Below are 15323 nucleotides of genomic sequence, written 5' to 3'. Positions count from 1 at the left end.
CCAAGGCCTGTTAGTGGGAGGGGGTCTATGGGGGTTTACCCATCCCCGCCCTACTCTCGTCTACCAAGTGTTATAGTTAAGGCTACTCCCACTAGTAGGGCTAGGGTGTATAGTGCTAGGTTTAATGGTGTGCTCCAGTGTGGAAGGACCTGGAGGCCACCGTCTTCACCTATTCTGACTAGATGGCCTGTGATAGTGGGTCTGTCGTCCGCTGTCTTAGCGGGCTTTATAGGGGATTCTACCGGAGTTGGGAACACTATCGTCTCCTCGCTACTGCCACTCGTGACGACGGTTATCGAGTATATCAACCCATCGTCGCCTACATCGGCATTAACAACCCTATAATACTCTCCCTCGAGAAGCGGCAACGCCATTAAAGCTGAGGCCGCCAGGGCTAGGCCTGCCGTAACACCGACACCGAGTAGCAGGATCCTGGGGATGTTAACACGCGTGTAGGCTAAAGCTATTAGTGATAACCCGGTGGCAATAGCCATTACCACCCGAATGCTAAACGTCCAGCCTGCCTGGAAGTCGGCTGAGAAATCTCTTATAGCTTCACCCGTGGGATGCAGGCTTTCTATCAACCGGTTTGCAAGTATGCTTAGCAGTATCATACTCAACGATGCTAGGAGATAGACGCTCGAGACGAGATCTCTCCTCTCCGGATCCCCTATACTGCTCCTGAGCGGGAAGTAGCCTAGGTAGGCTAGCACCATGAGTAGAACGGCCGTCTGCTTAGGATCCCAGCTCCATGGTTCGCCCCACGACTCGCTAGCCCACGCTATGCCTGTAGCTAGAGTTGTGAAACCGTAGACAACTCCTAGTGCCACCGCGTAGAAGGCGAGTCGGGAGAACCTTCTGTCCCTCCTCCAGAGGTAGAGAGCGCCTGCCAGGCTGGCTACACCAAATATTATGTAGGTAGTGATTGCCGTAGGCGGGTGGATGTAAATGTTCTTATAGGCCAGGGGTGAGCCGAGCGGTACAACGGCTGGAAACGGGCCTTCAAACACCGCATACACCGCCGTGGCCAGGTCAGCAACAATGACGACAGCTAAGAGCAACGTGATGAGTCGCCCTGGCATAGCCACGTCTCAACACCACTCCCCACTATCATATCCGGGGGGAGGCGCTTCGGGAGAGGACCACGTCACCATACCCCGGAGGCCCAGACCCGGGGAATCGGCTCCCAGGGTAGGGGCATCCACAGCGCGCCTCCCCAGCCTCCTATAAACCCGGAAATCCTTAATAACTTGAGTACAGCATTAGTCCAACTCCGGCAACAACATCAAAACGGCATACTAGAGCCGTATTAACGAGGCCTCTTAAATCGCTTTACCCATGTGTATAACCCGGGGTGCGGAGTGTTATGGCACTAAAAGGGGGGGTATTGGGATGTTTAGTCAGGAAGAGCAGCCTATCTGCAATGCTAGGCCTCCCTTATCCGTTTGAGTGCACCACGGACATGAGTAATGTCGAAGATTATAGAGATGTTGAGAAGGCTGCTCGGGAGGCCTCGATATATCTCTCCGGAGTTCTAGGTGTTAAAACTACTATCGCCGGTTTTCGGGGGTGGGAGTATCTTGGGGGCCGGTTCAACCTGTTTAGCTTCGAACTGGAGGGCAGCCGACGAACTCTAGGCATTCTAAGGGTGGTAGAGAGTGGGGGTTACATAATAAACATAACGGGTGCTCTACTAGGCATGGCTTCGGTAGAGGTTCCTCTGCTCGAGGAGCTGAGAGGAGACGGAGAATACTATAGCGAGGGCGAGGTTCTAGATCTCGTTATGCTTAAGCGCCCCTCAAACCCTGGGAGAGAATCGATGCCTCCAGGCCAGAAGGCGGTTCCCAAGTTCATAATATACGCTGCAGAGGGGCTGCAGAGGATTAACGCGGGTAGCTGGCGCCTGAGGATAGAAGGGAGCGTTGAAAAACCTCTAGATTTTACTTACGTCGCCCTCCTGGAGCTAGCCTCTGACAGGGGCCAGTTCGACTTCCACTGTGTAACCGGGTGGAGCGTCATGGGGAGGCTCTGGGAGGGCATTAGCCTTAAACATCTGATACACATGGCGAGGCCGAATCCTGGTGCCAAGTGGGCTGCATTTGTATCGACAGGAGGCTACTCTACAATAGTTCCTCTAGAGGATGTAATGGAGGATGGAAACATGGTTGCACTCTTGTTAGATGGAAAGCCGCTGCCGAAGGAGAATGGCTACCCCGCCAGAATACTATTACCGTGGCTCTATGGCTGGAAGCATGCGAAATGGGTTGAGAGGATAATCTTGCTAGATAAATATGTGGACGGCTACTGGGAGGCCCTTTCCTACCATGAGAGGGGAAGCGCCATTCTTGAGGAGAGATTCAAGGTTAGGAATGTTGAAATAGCGCAGGAGGGCAGGCTCTTAGGTAAGCCTAGGCCATTAAAACATTAGCACCATATTAATTGTATAGGAAATCAATTGAATCGTATACGCGTTAGGAAATTGTACTTAAAATGTGAAAAATTCTATGAATTAGTATCACGGAGTTTATGACAACATTGGATGCTAGACTAAATAATAAAACTGGTTTATAAGTAATACCGTATTATCAGGGCCTCCATTTGCTTTTAAACTTCAATTCGATACTACAAAAGACTGGGAGGGAAAGGTTAAGAAGCCCAGAGGAGCATCGGCCTCAGAGCCAGCTATTCCTTAAGGGGGTATATTACCATGACAGGCCCAACACCCTCTCACACTGGTGAAAGATCGGAGGAACCAGCAGTGTACAAAGCAGGATTTATAGGCTTCGAGAATCCGGCTCAAGAAAGCTATCTCCTAGACCATTTGAAGCTGTCGAGAAAGTTGTCAGCAGTAGCATGCAACCCCATTATACTGGCCTTGTCAATGATCGAAGGCTCTGTGGTGGCTAGAGTCAAGGGAAAGACGCTAACATCGCTGATACCCCTAGTGGAGAAACAGCTATCACACCCGTCTGGAGAAGCTAATGCCATCCTGATCGTCGTAAACGGAGACTCGGGCAAGCGTCTACATATTATTCTGGATCGCCGTGAGAGAAGGCTCGGTTTATGCCTCAAAGAGCTCGGTAGCTTTATGAACGATCCCAGCATCGAGAAGAGAGCTGCAGTGAAGGGTTTGAAAGCCCTAGCCAACTATCTATCGAACATTACCGGAGACGTTCTAATTGTCACCGTCCCAAAGAGCGTTCTAAAGATATGATTCTTCTGAAACACTCTCGCTACTCTACAAACCCTCGCCCTGATAGTCCCCGGAGTAAATCCAGGTGTTGGGGCCTTCGACCCTGGCCACCACTAGTTGCGCTACCCTGGCCCCTATCTCGATCCTCAGCCCGTGAGGGTTTGCCACGAGAAGCAGGGCCTGACCACGCCCCATATAGCCCGGGTCCCATACTGCACAGCCGAGATATCCCCCCATTCTTATGAGACTGCTGCGAGGATAACAGAATCCCACACTATCTTGCGGTATCGAAACTACCTCATTAAACCTCACCCTGTACACTCCTGGCGAGAGTTCACAAACACCATTGCTGCAGGAAACATTCTCACCTCCAGGCACCGACTTAGCCTCCCTGCCCAGAAACCCCGGTTCGGAGAGCCGCTCTATCTCGCCTAAGCTTAGATCGACCCCTGCAGGTTGAACAGCCCTCTCAGCATGGCCCATAACGACGCCTAGCATTATTAAATCCCAGCCCCTCAAGAACAAAGCTAGTGCACACCCCATGTGAACTGGTATGTCCATGCTTGTTAAGGGGTGTAAAGCAGGTCCATCTACGGCTACAGGCTGTGAAACCAATCAAGTTCGATATAGGGAAAATATGGGGGAAGCAGCAATATGATGCTGGCCTCGCCCCAGGCTAGACCGTCAGGTTCTCCACCTGGCTAGGCTGGTTAAGGCGGCGACCCGCAATTATGGAGTTTTTCTCGCGTTATTCAATCTCGTCGGGATCTACAAGCCTACCCCAAGCGTATACCGAAAGCTCCGGTAGCCTCCCCTCGGAAGCTTTTTCCACGGCTGCTTTCAATACCTCCTCCGCTGGTGTTGAGGGGTCTGCAAACGCTAAGCTAACCCCTTCACCCAGGAAGAATGCTATGCTAGTCATGCATGCGCCGCCAGCTATTATTAGGTTTATATCGCTAAGAACTTTGTCCCTTAGGAACTTGTATTTACTGGGTCCATGAAACCCTCCATGATGGTGGTGGGAGTGCTCGCCTGCATCCTCATCCGGCATTAAGGCAAGAGGGTTCTCCCTCACTTCCTCAAGCTTTGGGGCGCCTTTTTCGAGCTTGTATATGAGGAACAGGGGGGCGTGGGCGAAATGTCCTCCCGCCACCCTATATCCCGTTTCCCCCGCTTTTTCCGATGCTATCGCTATCTTCAAACCGCCAAACCTCCTTTCTGCTATAATTACTAGTGTGCAGGTTCCGCAGGTAAATATGGCCGTTAAAATTTTTCTACGGGGGGATCTGGCCTATTTTCTCCGCCATATAGATGCAGGTGGACGAAGGCCCAGCCTCTCATAAAGGGGGGTTCCTACTGCGAGAAGGATAAGCACCAGAATGTAGGGAATGGCATCTGCGAGAGGTGGTATGCCTGTGGCTGCGGCCATCTGAGTCCTCATGCTGAACACCACTGAGACTGCGGTCGACGCCACTAGGACTCCTAGTGGAGTCCAGTAGCCAAGGATGACTATACCGAGAGCCACCCAGCCTAAGCCTGCAGTTACACCGCTGTACCATTTACCATAGCTAAGGCCGGAGACCATAATATACCCGGCAAGTCCAGCAGCCGCTCCTTGAAGTATAGCCGCTGAAACCCGTAGTCTCTCCACTGGTACTCCTCTTTCAGCGGCTGCTGCAGGATTCTCACCCACGATCCTAAGGGATGCCCCTATGACCGTGTTATAGAGGATAACATGGGTGGTTAGGGCAGCAATGCCTATTATCGCTGCAACGGACTCCAGGCTCCTGAGCACAGGTCCCGGCCGCCCTGCTATATTCGAACCGATGAGATCGCCTAGTCCAACTCCGGCGAAGAAAACCAGGAGGCCAGCCACAATCATGTTCACTCCCAGCCTATCCGTCAATAAAATGTAGGCAAGGCCCCCGACAGCTCCGATAATTGCCCCGGCGGCTAGCCCCGCTGCTAGGCTTCCGGTCTCCACACCCGCTAATGCCCCTGCCGCGGCTCCTAAAGCCATTAAACCATCTACTCCCAGGTTTACCCTGCCAGTACGCTCAAGGATAGCCTCACCCATAGCAGCCAGGCTCAGGGGTATAAGCGTAGTTAGCACGGCTGAGAAGACTATCTCCACCAATATCCTACACCCTCCTAGCTATCATGTAGACTGCTAGGGCTACGCTCTGGAGCAGGAGGACTAGACTCGAGGGCATACCGTAAGCCTGTAGGAGGAAACCTGCTCCCGCTATCCAGGCGAAGAGGAGGCTGACAGGTATGAGTGTAGCTGGCGAGAGCTCCGCCATCCAAGAGACGAGGACGGCTGCATATCCATAACCTTGAGGCTGTTTGAGGGCGGTGAAGCTAGTCTGCAAGCCCCCCAGGAGGATCAGACCTGCGGCGGCTGCCGCCAGGCTCTGTGGCAGGCTTGAGACCAGCATAGCCCTAGCCCTACCCATGGTATAGATATCAGCGGCTAAGGGCGCCGAGCCCGAGGCTCTAAGTGATATGCCTAGGCTGGTGCGCTCGAGCAGAGCCCATGATAGGGCGGCTAGGGCGAGGGCGGCAACTCCGGCCTCAAAAGGGCTGATGAATGCCTCTATGCTCCTCGTCTTCGTGAACGCGCCTTCACGGAGCGGCCCTGAAACAAGACCGTTTACAGTGTAGAGAACTACATAGTTTATCATAAGGCTAGAGAGGATCTCATTGACCCCCAGGTAAATCCTAAGTGCGGCGACCAGAATGCCTATCGCTAGAGATACAACGGAGGCCAGCAGTAGGGCGCCCGGTATGCCTAGGCCCGCGTAGGATAGCGCGTAGAGGGCGGCTACTGCAGAAGCTGTGATCTGGGCCTCAACACCTATGGTGATGAGGCCAGCCCTATAGGAGAGGACTAGGCCAGAGGCGGCTGAAGCTAGTATTGCACCGTAGACTACGCTGTATGATATGAGGCTTGGGGTGGTTGCAGCCTTGAGGAGACCCTCAATAAACGCTGCTGCACCTGGCCCTAGTATGGAGAATATGGCGCCAGCCGCTATTGTGCCAGCTACTGCAGCTGCAATACTAGCTATCCTGTTCACTCGAGCCCACCCATAGCGGTCATTATTCTTTTCTCTTCGCTCGGCATGTAAGGCCCTTTAACAACTCCACCGCTCGCCACGTATATCTTGTCTGCGGACCCGAGTAGGAAATCTAAGTCCTCGTCGATAACAAGTACGCCCCCCTTGCCCGCTGCCTCTCTAAGCAGCTTCGCCACAGCCCGCTGCCCCTCGAGGTCAAGACCTGCAGCCGGGTTCATAGCAACCAGTAGCCTGGGCCTCAGCCACAGCTCCCTAGCTATTATGAGCCGCTGCATATTACCCCCGCTTAACTCGTCCACTAACTGCCACGGACCAACAGCCTTAATACCCATCTTCTCTATCAACACTTCGGCAAGCCTCCCATAGTATCCCCAATCAACCAAGAACCCGTCCCGGGCTGTGTGTATTGAGAGGGCTACATTGAATGCTATGGACTCTCCCGGCACGAGCGCCTGGCCAAGCCTCTCTTCCGGAACAACCCCCATTCCCATCCTCCTACGGGCCAGGGATGAAGCCCGGGTCACGTCGACGCCGGAAAGAATTATCCTCCCGCTCACAGGCTTCTTAAGGCCTACTATTACTTGGAAAAGCTCTTCCTGGCCGTTTCCAGCAACACCGGCCACTCCAACTATCTCGCCCTGCCTAACCTCCAGCCTAGCCCTCTTCAGCCTAGGCGGAAGCGAAATATCCTCAACACCGAGGACAAGCCTCCCACCGGCCCTAACAGACCTATGTACACTAGGTTGCCGGGCTTTGAGGACCTCGCCGAACATAAGCCTTGCAACCTCCTCGGTGGACTTTGGTGGAGGACCTTCATACACCTTGACGCCCTTCCTCAGCACAACAAGCCTGTCTGCATGCACCATAGCCTCGGCTATCCTGTGGGTAACCAGGACTACAGCCGCCCCCGCTGAAGCCAGACGCCTGGCAGCATACAGCATCCGCGCGGCCTCATCAGGGGTGAGATGCGTGGTGGGCTCGTCCATTAGGACAGCTTTTGACCCTAGTGCTAGAGCCTTGATAACCTCGAGTCTCTGCCTCTCGGAGAATCCCATGTCACCCAGATACCCGTCGGGGTCTATACTGAGACCCAGCGCCTCGGAGGCCTCAGCCAGCATGGCTCTAGCCTGCTTGAGGCCAACCTTTCTTCCTGCTACCATGGAGGTTACGGCGAGGTCCTCGTAAGCCTTTATACCGGGGTATACTGGTGGGTTCTGGCTCGCCATGTATATGCCGTTTCTCAGGGAGTCCGCCGGGCCCCTGGGACGTAGCTCCGAGCCGTCAAGCATTATTCTGCCTCTTCGGGGTTTAACGATACCCATTATGGTCTTGAGTAGCGTCGTCTTTCCAGCTCCATTCTCGCCGAGAAGGGCGGTCACCAGGCCCGCTGGGAAGCTGGCCGTTACCCCCTTTAGGGCCTGTACTCCTCCAGGGTAAACTACGTGGAGGTCCTCGACAGCCAGGCCTTTCAACACCCTATTCACACCCTAGCCTCCGACCAGCATTCCTCGCTTCAGTGTGTAGACACAGTCAAAGTGGTTTGGGGCTGGAGGATAAAACGGTGGAGCCTGTGAGAGGCTAAAGCGTCTCGGCGTTCTCGTGTAGCCAGTCCATGGTCCACAATGGGTTCCTCCCTAGCCTCTCGCCCTCCTTCACCTTCATCCTAGCCTCCTCCTGCGGCCTTCCCTGGGCGTCTATCTTATATCCTCTGATAGGCCCGGTGAAGGGCTCGAAGAGAAGCTCCTTCATCTGCTCGTACCTGAGTTTGATGTGCTCCAGCATCCTCGGCGGTATTGCTTCGGTGTTTAGCGGGGCCAGATAGACAGCGCCCTCCGGAGAGCCTGCGCGGCTCTCGCTCGGGCTTCTCGCCCACCTTATGGGCGTGTAGTCGCCTAGTCTGGCCCACACATCCACCTTCTCATACACGCCCGCCGCTTGCTTGACCAGCAGATCAACGTAGATGGGCGCCCAGTTGGATATCTGGCCTGTTAGGTGGCTTCTAAGGGTCTTGCCCTGGCTCTTGAAGTATGCGTACATGTCCGTGTAGTGGCTGAAACTATAAACCTTCACCCCCTCATCCCAGTATGACTCTGCAGTTTCTAGCACTGCAGTCGTATCCTCGGTGTAGGCTATCACGTCTACATCATAAGTCTCCACTAGGAGCCTGGCAGCTTCTCTAGCCTTATCAGGGGCGAACCAGCTGTTGAGGGGCGGCGTCACAAGAACCCTTATCTTCCGCCCGCCGTCACACTTGCCCATGACGCGGGCACCTTCAACAGCGCCAATCACGTAGGCGTTTATGTGCCTAACAACCTCCGGGATGAGGAAGGCTGGTATGTAGCCTAGGTTGCAAGTCTCAGTCGCTCCAGCGGCGGCGAGCCCGTTGAGATAATAGAGCTGGTAGAACTCCGCGAAATATGTCGAGACATTGGGCAGATCCTTGAACTCCTCCCACGGCCCGCTGCAATGGTAGAACCTAACCTCCGGATACTCCGCGGCAAGCCTCTTAAGGGCATCCATGTATCCGTAGCTTGTGGCGAACACGGCATTATAACCCTCCGCATCAAGCTGCGCCTTGATAATGTCGTAGGCCTTGTCCTCTGACACGCTCTCAACGTATGAGGATTCTAGCCAGGGGAGCTTGCCGCGAGCTCCCATATGACCGTCGTGGTGGGCGCGGGTCCACCCGTAATCTTCCACCGGGCCCACGTATATCCAGAGGGCTTTGAGCCTTATACCCTCTCCTCCAGCACCCTCTGCCTGCTGCCTCCCTGCATTGGAGAGCAGGTACCCCCCGAAGCCTCCGACAACCAGGCCAGCGCCCGCGGCGCCGGCTAGCTTAAGGAAATCCCTTCTGTTCATGCTCAAACGGTGGCCCCCTCCAATATAACCTGCATTGTATGTAAAACCTTTATTGTCTTCTTACAACTGGATGCCCAATATTTTTACATTTTCTGTAAAAGGAGGGTTGGCTAACGAGCTATCTCAAGGATAGGTACAACCCTGCTTCTAACGAACCGCCTCCACTCACTGCCGACGGTAACCACCGCTGCTATAGCGGCAACCCTCCCTCCAACCGCCTCTACGATCTTCTCCATAGCATGCAGTGTCCTGCCAGTCTGGACTATATCGTCTACTATAAGTATCCTTTTGCTCCCCTTAAGGAGGTCCTTTCTGGCATAGAATATCATGCTCCTACCGCTCGCGGGATCTTCGAACCCAGCCTCAACGTACTCTGCCCACGTATACTCCTTGGTTCTCCTAGCAACTACAACATTGACTCCGAAGGCCAGACCCAAGGCCGTGGCGAGCCCGATACCAGCGGCTTCTGGCACGAGAATAGTGTCTATCCTCTCCCTAATCCTATCCAGGAAGAAAAGCTGGGCCATGAGGATAAATAGGGGGTCTCCAAGGGCCGCTTCAACGTCGAGCTTCCCCTTTTCCAGACTCTCCGCCAGGAGCCTGGCAGGACCTACTATTCCGAGGAGGCCTTTCCAAATCCTCTCCGCCTGTCTAACCCCGGGCACTACTTTCCCAGATACATACCTAGCTAGGAGCGTCTCGTCAACACCCGTAGAATCCGCTAGCTCCCTATAAGTGACTCCACGTGACCTTGCTCTCCTCAGTGCTTCAACAACAATCAGCCTCAGCGCTTCCTCCCGGTATCTGTACAAACCCTCCCACCCCTCCTAGCCCTCATCAAGACACACGTCCCCGGAGAAGCATGTACCCTAGGAGGCCGGCGATCACGGCTGCTAAGGCAGCAGCGACAGCCCATGGTGCGGTCGATCGGGCTTCTACGGTTCTAGTCTCCCACTGCGTGTATGTGACTGTGCTCTCTAGAGTCCTCTCAACCGTCTTTTCGATAGTGCTTTCCAGAGTCTCAGTGGTGGTTGACAATATGAACTCGGAGGTTGTTGTCGTCCTCACCAGTGTTTGAGTATGACTAATAGTCTCGGTTAAGGTCTGTGTGGTCGTTACTGTGGTTGTAGTTGTGTAGGTAACCTTCTCGACGTCTGGCTCGAGGTATTCCAAGGCTAAGAACAGCCTCGACGGCGTCTCCAAGACTAGACTTGAGGTTAACAGGCATCCACCGTCCTTTTCGATAGCCTTACCCACTCCTACCACATTGCCGCTTAGAGGATCCGCTATAAGTATATCTTTGCAATCCGTCGATGGGATCTCAAGCTCGAGGACCACATTGCTGCTGGGGGTTGAAACTAGAGCGACATATATATACCACCCTCCCACAGCGACATAAGATACCATATATTCTGGCCCTTCAGCTATTCTTAACAATAGCTCGCCCGAGGCTTCTTCGCTGGATCCCAGCCTCACGCTCCATCCGGTATAGTCGACAGTCTCCAGTGGAACGTTCACGCTGCAGCCATTGTTTACATCGGATGCCACAGACTCGATGATAGAGCCTTCTGCTATCTCGCATTCCCCAGCATTGAAAGTGCTTGATAAGAGTTCTAGCGACACTCCTCCAGAGACTATCGAGAGTTTATTGTCTATGTTTACTCTGGACGAGAGTGATACTAGATCCAGCGCCCCCTCCTGGCTGGCTGAGATTGTAAGGCTCTTCGACTCTAAAGTCGACGACACCAGGCTCAATATAGAATATGAGGCGCTTTCTACCTGGATCGAGGAAAGGCTTAGCGTCGACTCTACCGATATTGTAGTAAAACCGCTCCTGAAGTCAAGGATCATCCCAGGGCTCTCGGGCTGGCTGCCCAGGCTTGAATCAACGGCCACTACGAGGCCAGCTCCATATTCTATATCATACTGTATGTATAATTCTTCTGCCTTTACATCGGAGCTTACAAGATAAATCAGGGGCGACGCTATTGTAATTGCTGTCTCAGCATTCAACACCCCGGAGGATACTGAGACCTCATCCCCCTCCATCCAGAGTTCGCCCGCGTTGAGACTGGCGTTATAGATAAATACTTTTCCTCCGAGAAGCCTGATACTATCAGAAGTTACAATGCCATCCCTCACGGTTAAATAGCCAGTGCTCACCACCTCAAGCTGTAGGCCATGCGATGCTGAAGAGTCTTGAGGGAGCGTTATGACCGTGTCTCCACCGGTGTTAATAGACAAAGATACGTTGTAAACGTCGCTAAGGTTTACATCCAGCCCTCCTGTAGAGCTGATCTGTAGAAAGCCTTCGACTGGAGTTGATGCGATGGTTAAGTGCTGTGTTTCGAGCTTTCCATCGACGTTGATGTAGAGAGACACATATACGCCACTCACCTTAACGGACGCTGGAGAGGGTCCTTTTATGTATAGGTTGACAACGCCGTTGACTGTGGCGCTGCCGCTACCCCAAATGTTTAAGCTATTGCCGTTGACCTCAAGGTATCCAAGATCAAGTTGTGAAGCCTCTGAAAGCTCTGCCTCGAACCCGCCCTCTATACGGCCTTCGATAGTGAATGCCCCGGTTATTATAGCCGAGACTACATCGTCCTCACCGCCACAAGACGCGTTAAGATCTATATACCCTTCAACAGCCTTGGCCTCCATCGTGGTGCAGCCATCTACGTAAAGGCTCCTAGCTTCAAGGGTGCCGTCTCCGGCGTTGAAGGCGGCTACAGAGACGTCAGCTATCGAGACGTCTTTTAATGATAACCCCCGATCTGCGTCTACCTCTAGCATACCACCTTGTATAGCCACTCCCGTAAGGCTGATTGTCTGCCCTCCAATCTGTATATGGGTGCTCGTGAGGGTGGTTGAAGAGAGCGTTACCTCGACTCCATTAACAGCTATAGTCGAGTTTTCGCCCCCCAAAACTGTAGTGTTGTATGCTTCAAACTTCTCCGGAATATCTTCGGAAGTGTCTACCACAAGCTCACGGATGCCTGCCAACATGGCTTCCTCTAGTGCTATTCGACCCTCTGGAGCTGAGAGTGTAATGCTCGGAACCGAGAGGCGGCTACCGTTTCCTATAATCTCCAGTGTGGACCAGTAGGACGCCTCGACTACAGCTTCCTTTAATATTAAAACATCGCCAAGTATTTCAAGGCTTAGGTCGTCTCGCGTTGTCTTTATGGTGAGACTCGTTAGGGAGGATTTTTCTAACGATAGTGAACCGCCCCAGATGATTATGTTGACGTTTAGTCTACTCTCCGGAGCACTAACCTCCATGTTAGCCCAGCCATCACGCGCTATAGTAATTGATCCTCTAGCTTCGTAGGCTTCTAGCCTGAACTTGCTTGTAGTGGTTACCAGGTTTAGGTTTTCAATGTCAAGGCTGTAGAGCTTGAGCTCTTCCGCTATACTTAGAATTCCCGAGATTACAGAGGAACTGTTGGATTTCCCGTGGATTTCAAGCGGGGCCTGCGATACTGTTGCTATAAAGGTTATATTGGCGTCTCTCGCAAGGCCTATTCTACCGATAGCCGATGGGGCTATCATTACTGACGAGAAGAAGGTGGTGGAGCTTGAGGGAAGGTATAGCTCATTAATGCTCAGTATTGATGCCCCGATGCTGACTACAAGTTCATATGTCTTCCTACTAACTGAGAGTGCACCAGCCTTTATTGAGGACCCAGTTATTTTTACGCCACCAGCCCCCGCGTTAACGAAGATCTGATCTGTTATTATGCTTGAATCGTCTACTAGTAGCTCGTCGGCTTCAACTTGTAGACTGCCAACTCTTATGCTCGTAGGCCCCTCGGGGAGCTTGACAGGTAGAAGGCCCTCGGGGGGCTTTCCGATGATCACTCTTGAGCCTCCAACATCGAGGCTATCCGCATCTAGGTTAACGTATGATAACGCTGCTATAGACAGCTTTTGCTGGGACCCTATTGACACGTAGTCAGACTCGAGCTTAACGCCAGCAATGGAAAAGCTGCCGCCCGTGCCGCTATTCGAAACTACTTCCAACTCAGGTGTGAGTATTAGGGGCTGGTCCTGGGGTATTGATGTTGAGGCCGGAACTATTGCGGCTACGGGGAGCTGCGAGACTAGGTAGCTGCCCTCTAGTATGACATTCAGCGGCGTGTCAACCCTGAGAACAGAGCCGGGCTCGACTGCAAGAACTCCAACACCCCTTATGCTCAACTGTTGTAGGCGTGCATAGGGCCCTTCTACAATATACACCGGGACATTATGGTGCGTGGAGGCGAGTTCGAGGCCCGGCCATGGAGGGCCCGACAGTCCAAGCCTAACCGCCAGAACCTTCCCCAAATCAGAGTTAGTCTGCCTAACTCTGACTAGGCCATTGACACTATCAAGATTTATGTAGATGCCTGTTGAGAGAGCCTCTGAGAGCGAGCTGTATGAGGGTAGGTAGGCTTCAACAATGCCATTTGAGCCTGAGAGCACTGAGGAATCCTGTATCTCAAAGCCTTGTATGGCTCCAAGCTTTATCCCGAGTTTGCTATCTAGTGTTATGTCTAGGCTTGCTAGCTTAACTACAAGGCCTGCCTCCCCCTCACCTTCGAACCTTAGTACCGCTCCCGCGTTTATTATGAGGTTTACACGCTCGGCTGGAACTCCCCCGGAGGCGCCCATTATTATAAGTTTCTCTACACCTCTTTCTCGGGTGATTGTTGTGTCTACATTTATGATCACGCTGTCCTCTATGGTAATGCTGGTTTTCAAAAGAACTATTGCCTGGCCGTTGGAGGCCGGGGCCAAGGTCGTTAGGACCTCGACCCCCGTAGGCTGCTGGGAGCCTGTGAGTAGAGCTATAGCTATGAGCAGCTCCGTGGAGTCGTCTACAATCAAGCCTAACGGCGTATCACCTGATCTGCTTGGCTGTTGAACTTCTAACTGTGCCTGTGCAACGGTCTGAGAGCCTTGGTAGAGGGTGGCAGCATAAACTCCGGCCTCGACCGGGTATATGTAGAAAGTTGCGGAGGCATCTCTAGCCACGAACTCGACGGTTTTTCCGCTATAGCTCTCCACAATAACGTTGCCAGCCACGGCAGCGACGACGGCCTCACTACCCTCAACTTGCAGAGTGTATCTAGAGCCAGGCTCCAGGTTGCTTATAGAGGCCTCCACCAGTTCTCCGGGCTGGGCTAGGTCCTCAAGCTGTATCGCCGATTCAGAGGCTGCAGCCGATGCAGCGCCCGCCAGGGAGATTAGGATCATGGCGGAGAGTGCCACTGCAAGGTGAAAACTTCTAGCACCCAAAACCAAACAGAAGCACCCCTGAAAAAATTGTCGCCTAAATAGTCTTTATGAAGGAGTGGAGAGCAGGATAGTATAGACGTATACAGCTCTTTATTAACATATCCACCGTCGCACTATTAAGCTAACATCTGGTGTTCTGTTTGGAGCAGGCCCCTGTTGTTTATGAGGAGGTTAACGATGTTGCATTTATACGGTTTAATAGGCCTGAGAAGCTCAACGCCTTGAATGCTGAGGCATGGAAGCTGCTTGGAGAGTATTTTAGACGGGTGTGCAGGACCGGGATTAAGGCTATCGTGCTGACTGGGAGAGGGAGGGCATTCAGCTCTGGCGACGATATCTACAGTATGCATGCTCTGGACACTCCAACCTCCTCAGTCTCCTTCTTCAAAACACTCTACACCGCCTTAGAAGCCATGGCAACATGTAGAAGGCCGATAGTTGCGGCTGTCAACGGGCTGGCGGTAGGTGGAGGAGCCGAAATTCTCCTGCTGGCCGATGTTGTTATAGCATCGAGGAATGCTTGGTTCGCGTTCCCAGAATCTCACATTGGCCTCATCCCGCCCCTCCTCTCAACCATAGGTAGAAGCGTGTTCGGCCAGAGGAAGGCTAGAATGCTAGGTATAACAGGTGCAAGGCTCGATGTTGAGGAGGCTAAGGCTCTAGGTCTTATAGACGATATAGTAGACCCGGAAGACCTCGAATCCCGGGCGCTTGCCGTGGCTGAATCGCTGGGAAGCATACCCGACCAGTCGGTAATAGAGATTCGTAGGGCTACTCTCGAACACTACCGAGTCGAGCTTGAGAAGATGGTGGAGAAGCTGGCGGAGCTCGTGCTGACGAGAGAAGCTAAAGAGAGGATGGCCGCTTTCATAGAGAGCCGCAGGAAAAAGCAATAGGTTAGACTT

Annotated in this window: 12 protein-coding genes; 3 read left to right on the top strand and 9 right to left on the bottom strand. The window is 53.1% G+C overall.

Annotated features, from left to right (window positions below; genetic code table 11):
* Nucleotides 1-50: 50 nt before the first annotated feature.
* Entirely contained in the window at nucleotides 51-1061 is a 1011-nt protein-coding gene (locus ACAM_RS00275; protein ID WP_158318567.1) for a cytochrome c biogenesis protein, read from the bottom strand.
* 326 nt (nucleotides 1062-1387) lie between these two features.
* On the opposite strand from ACAM_RS00275, the gene ACAM_RS08425 reads away from it, so the two are divergent.
* A complete protein-coding gene (locus ACAM_RS08425) occupies nucleotides 1388-2428 on the top strand; it encodes a molybdopterin-dependent oxidoreductase (protein ID WP_022540804.1) in 1041 nt (346 codons plus the stop codon).
* A 330-nt stretch (nucleotides 2429-2758) separates the two neighbouring features.
* A complete protein-coding gene (locus tag ACAM_RS00265) occupies nucleotides 2759-3214 on the top strand; it encodes a hypothetical protein (protein ID WP_062661359.1) in 456 nt (151 codons plus the stop codon).
* 24 nt (nucleotides 3215-3238) lie between these two features.
* Here the strand turns inward: ACAM_RS00265 and ACAM_RS00260 are convergent, their stop codons facing one another.
* From ACAM_RS00260 to ACAM_RS00225, 8 genes are all read right to left on the bottom strand, one after another.
* Entirely contained in the window at nucleotides 3239-3718 is a 480-nt protein-coding gene (locus ACAM_RS00260; protein WP_022540802.1) for a deoxyuridine 5'-triphosphate nucleotidohydrolase, read from the bottom strand.
* Between the two features lie 223 nt (nucleotides 3719-3941).
* Nucleotides 3942-4394: a NifB/NifX family molybdenum-iron cluster-binding protein gene (locus tag ACAM_RS00255; protein ID WP_022540801.1), complete on the bottom strand. Its 453-nt coding sequence runs from the start codon at nucleotides 4392-4394 to the stop codon at nucleotides 3942-3944.
* A gap of 90 nt (nucleotides 4395-4484) precedes the next feature.
* Nucleotides 4485-5327, bottom strand: a complete 843-nt coding sequence (locus ACAM_RS00250) for an ABC transporter permease (protein WP_232502353.1) — start codon at nucleotides 5325-5327, stop codon at nucleotides 4485-4487.
* Nucleotides 5328-5334: 7 nt separating this feature from the next.
* The gene (locus tag ACAM_RS00245) at nucleotides 5335-6270 is read right to left on the bottom strand and encodes an ABC transporter permease subunit (protein WP_022540799.1); all 936 of its coding nucleotides are present in this window, start codon (nucleotides 6268-6270) and stop codon (nucleotides 5335-5337) included.
* Nucleotides 6267-7745 carry an ATP-binding cassette domain-containing protein gene (locus ACAM_RS00240; protein WP_022540798.1) on the bottom strand — a complete coding sequence of 493 codons (1479 nt, stop codon included), beginning with the start codon at nucleotides 7743-7745 and terminating at the stop codon, nucleotides 6267-6269. Before ACAM_RS00240 ends, ACAM_RS00245 begins: the two co-directional genes overlap by 4 nt.
* A gap of 103 nt (nucleotides 7746-7848) precedes the next feature.
* Nucleotides 7849-9132: a BMP family ABC transporter substrate-binding protein gene (locus ACAM_RS00235; RefSeq protein ID WP_232502352.1), complete on the bottom strand. Its 1284-nt coding sequence runs from the start codon at nucleotides 9130-9132 to the stop codon at nucleotides 7849-7851.
* A 110-nt stretch (nucleotides 9133-9242) separates the two neighbouring features.
* Nucleotides 9243-9944 (bottom strand): phosphoribosyltransferase family protein, encoded by a 702-nt coding sequence (locus ACAM_RS00230; RefSeq protein ID WP_022540796.1) that lies wholly within the window; start codon nucleotides 9942-9944, stop codon nucleotides 9243-9245.
* Nucleotides 9945-9969: 25 nt separating this feature from the next.
* Entirely contained in the window at nucleotides 9970-14424 is a 4455-nt protein-coding gene (locus tag ACAM_RS00225) for a hypothetical protein (protein WP_022540795.1), read from the bottom strand.
* 134 nt (nucleotides 14425-14558) lie between these two features.
* On the opposite strand from ACAM_RS00225, the gene ACAM_RS00220 reads away from it, so the two are divergent.
* Nucleotides 14559-15314, top strand: coding sequence for an enoyl-CoA hydratase/isomerase family protein (locus tag ACAM_RS00220; protein ID WP_022540794.1), 756 nt, complete (start codon nucleotides 14559-14561; stop codon nucleotides 15312-15314).
* Nucleotides 15315-15323 lie beyond the last annotated feature (9 nt).

Origin of the sequence: Aeropyrum camini SY1 = JCM 12091 (assembly GCF_000591035.1) — an archaeon.
GTDB classification, from domain to species: Archaea; Thermoproteota; Thermoprotei_A; order Sulfolobales; family Acidilobaceae; genus Aeropyrum; species Aeropyrum camini.
Note: the sequence above shows the minus strand (reverse complement) of the source record. Positions and strands in the feature narration are given on the sequence as shown.

Coding starts and splice junctions, on each gene's coding strand:
- ACAM_RS00235 (WP_232502352.1), bottom strand. CDS start 9,132: ATGAACAGAAGGGATTTCCTTAAGCTAGCCGGCGCCGCGGGCGCTGGC.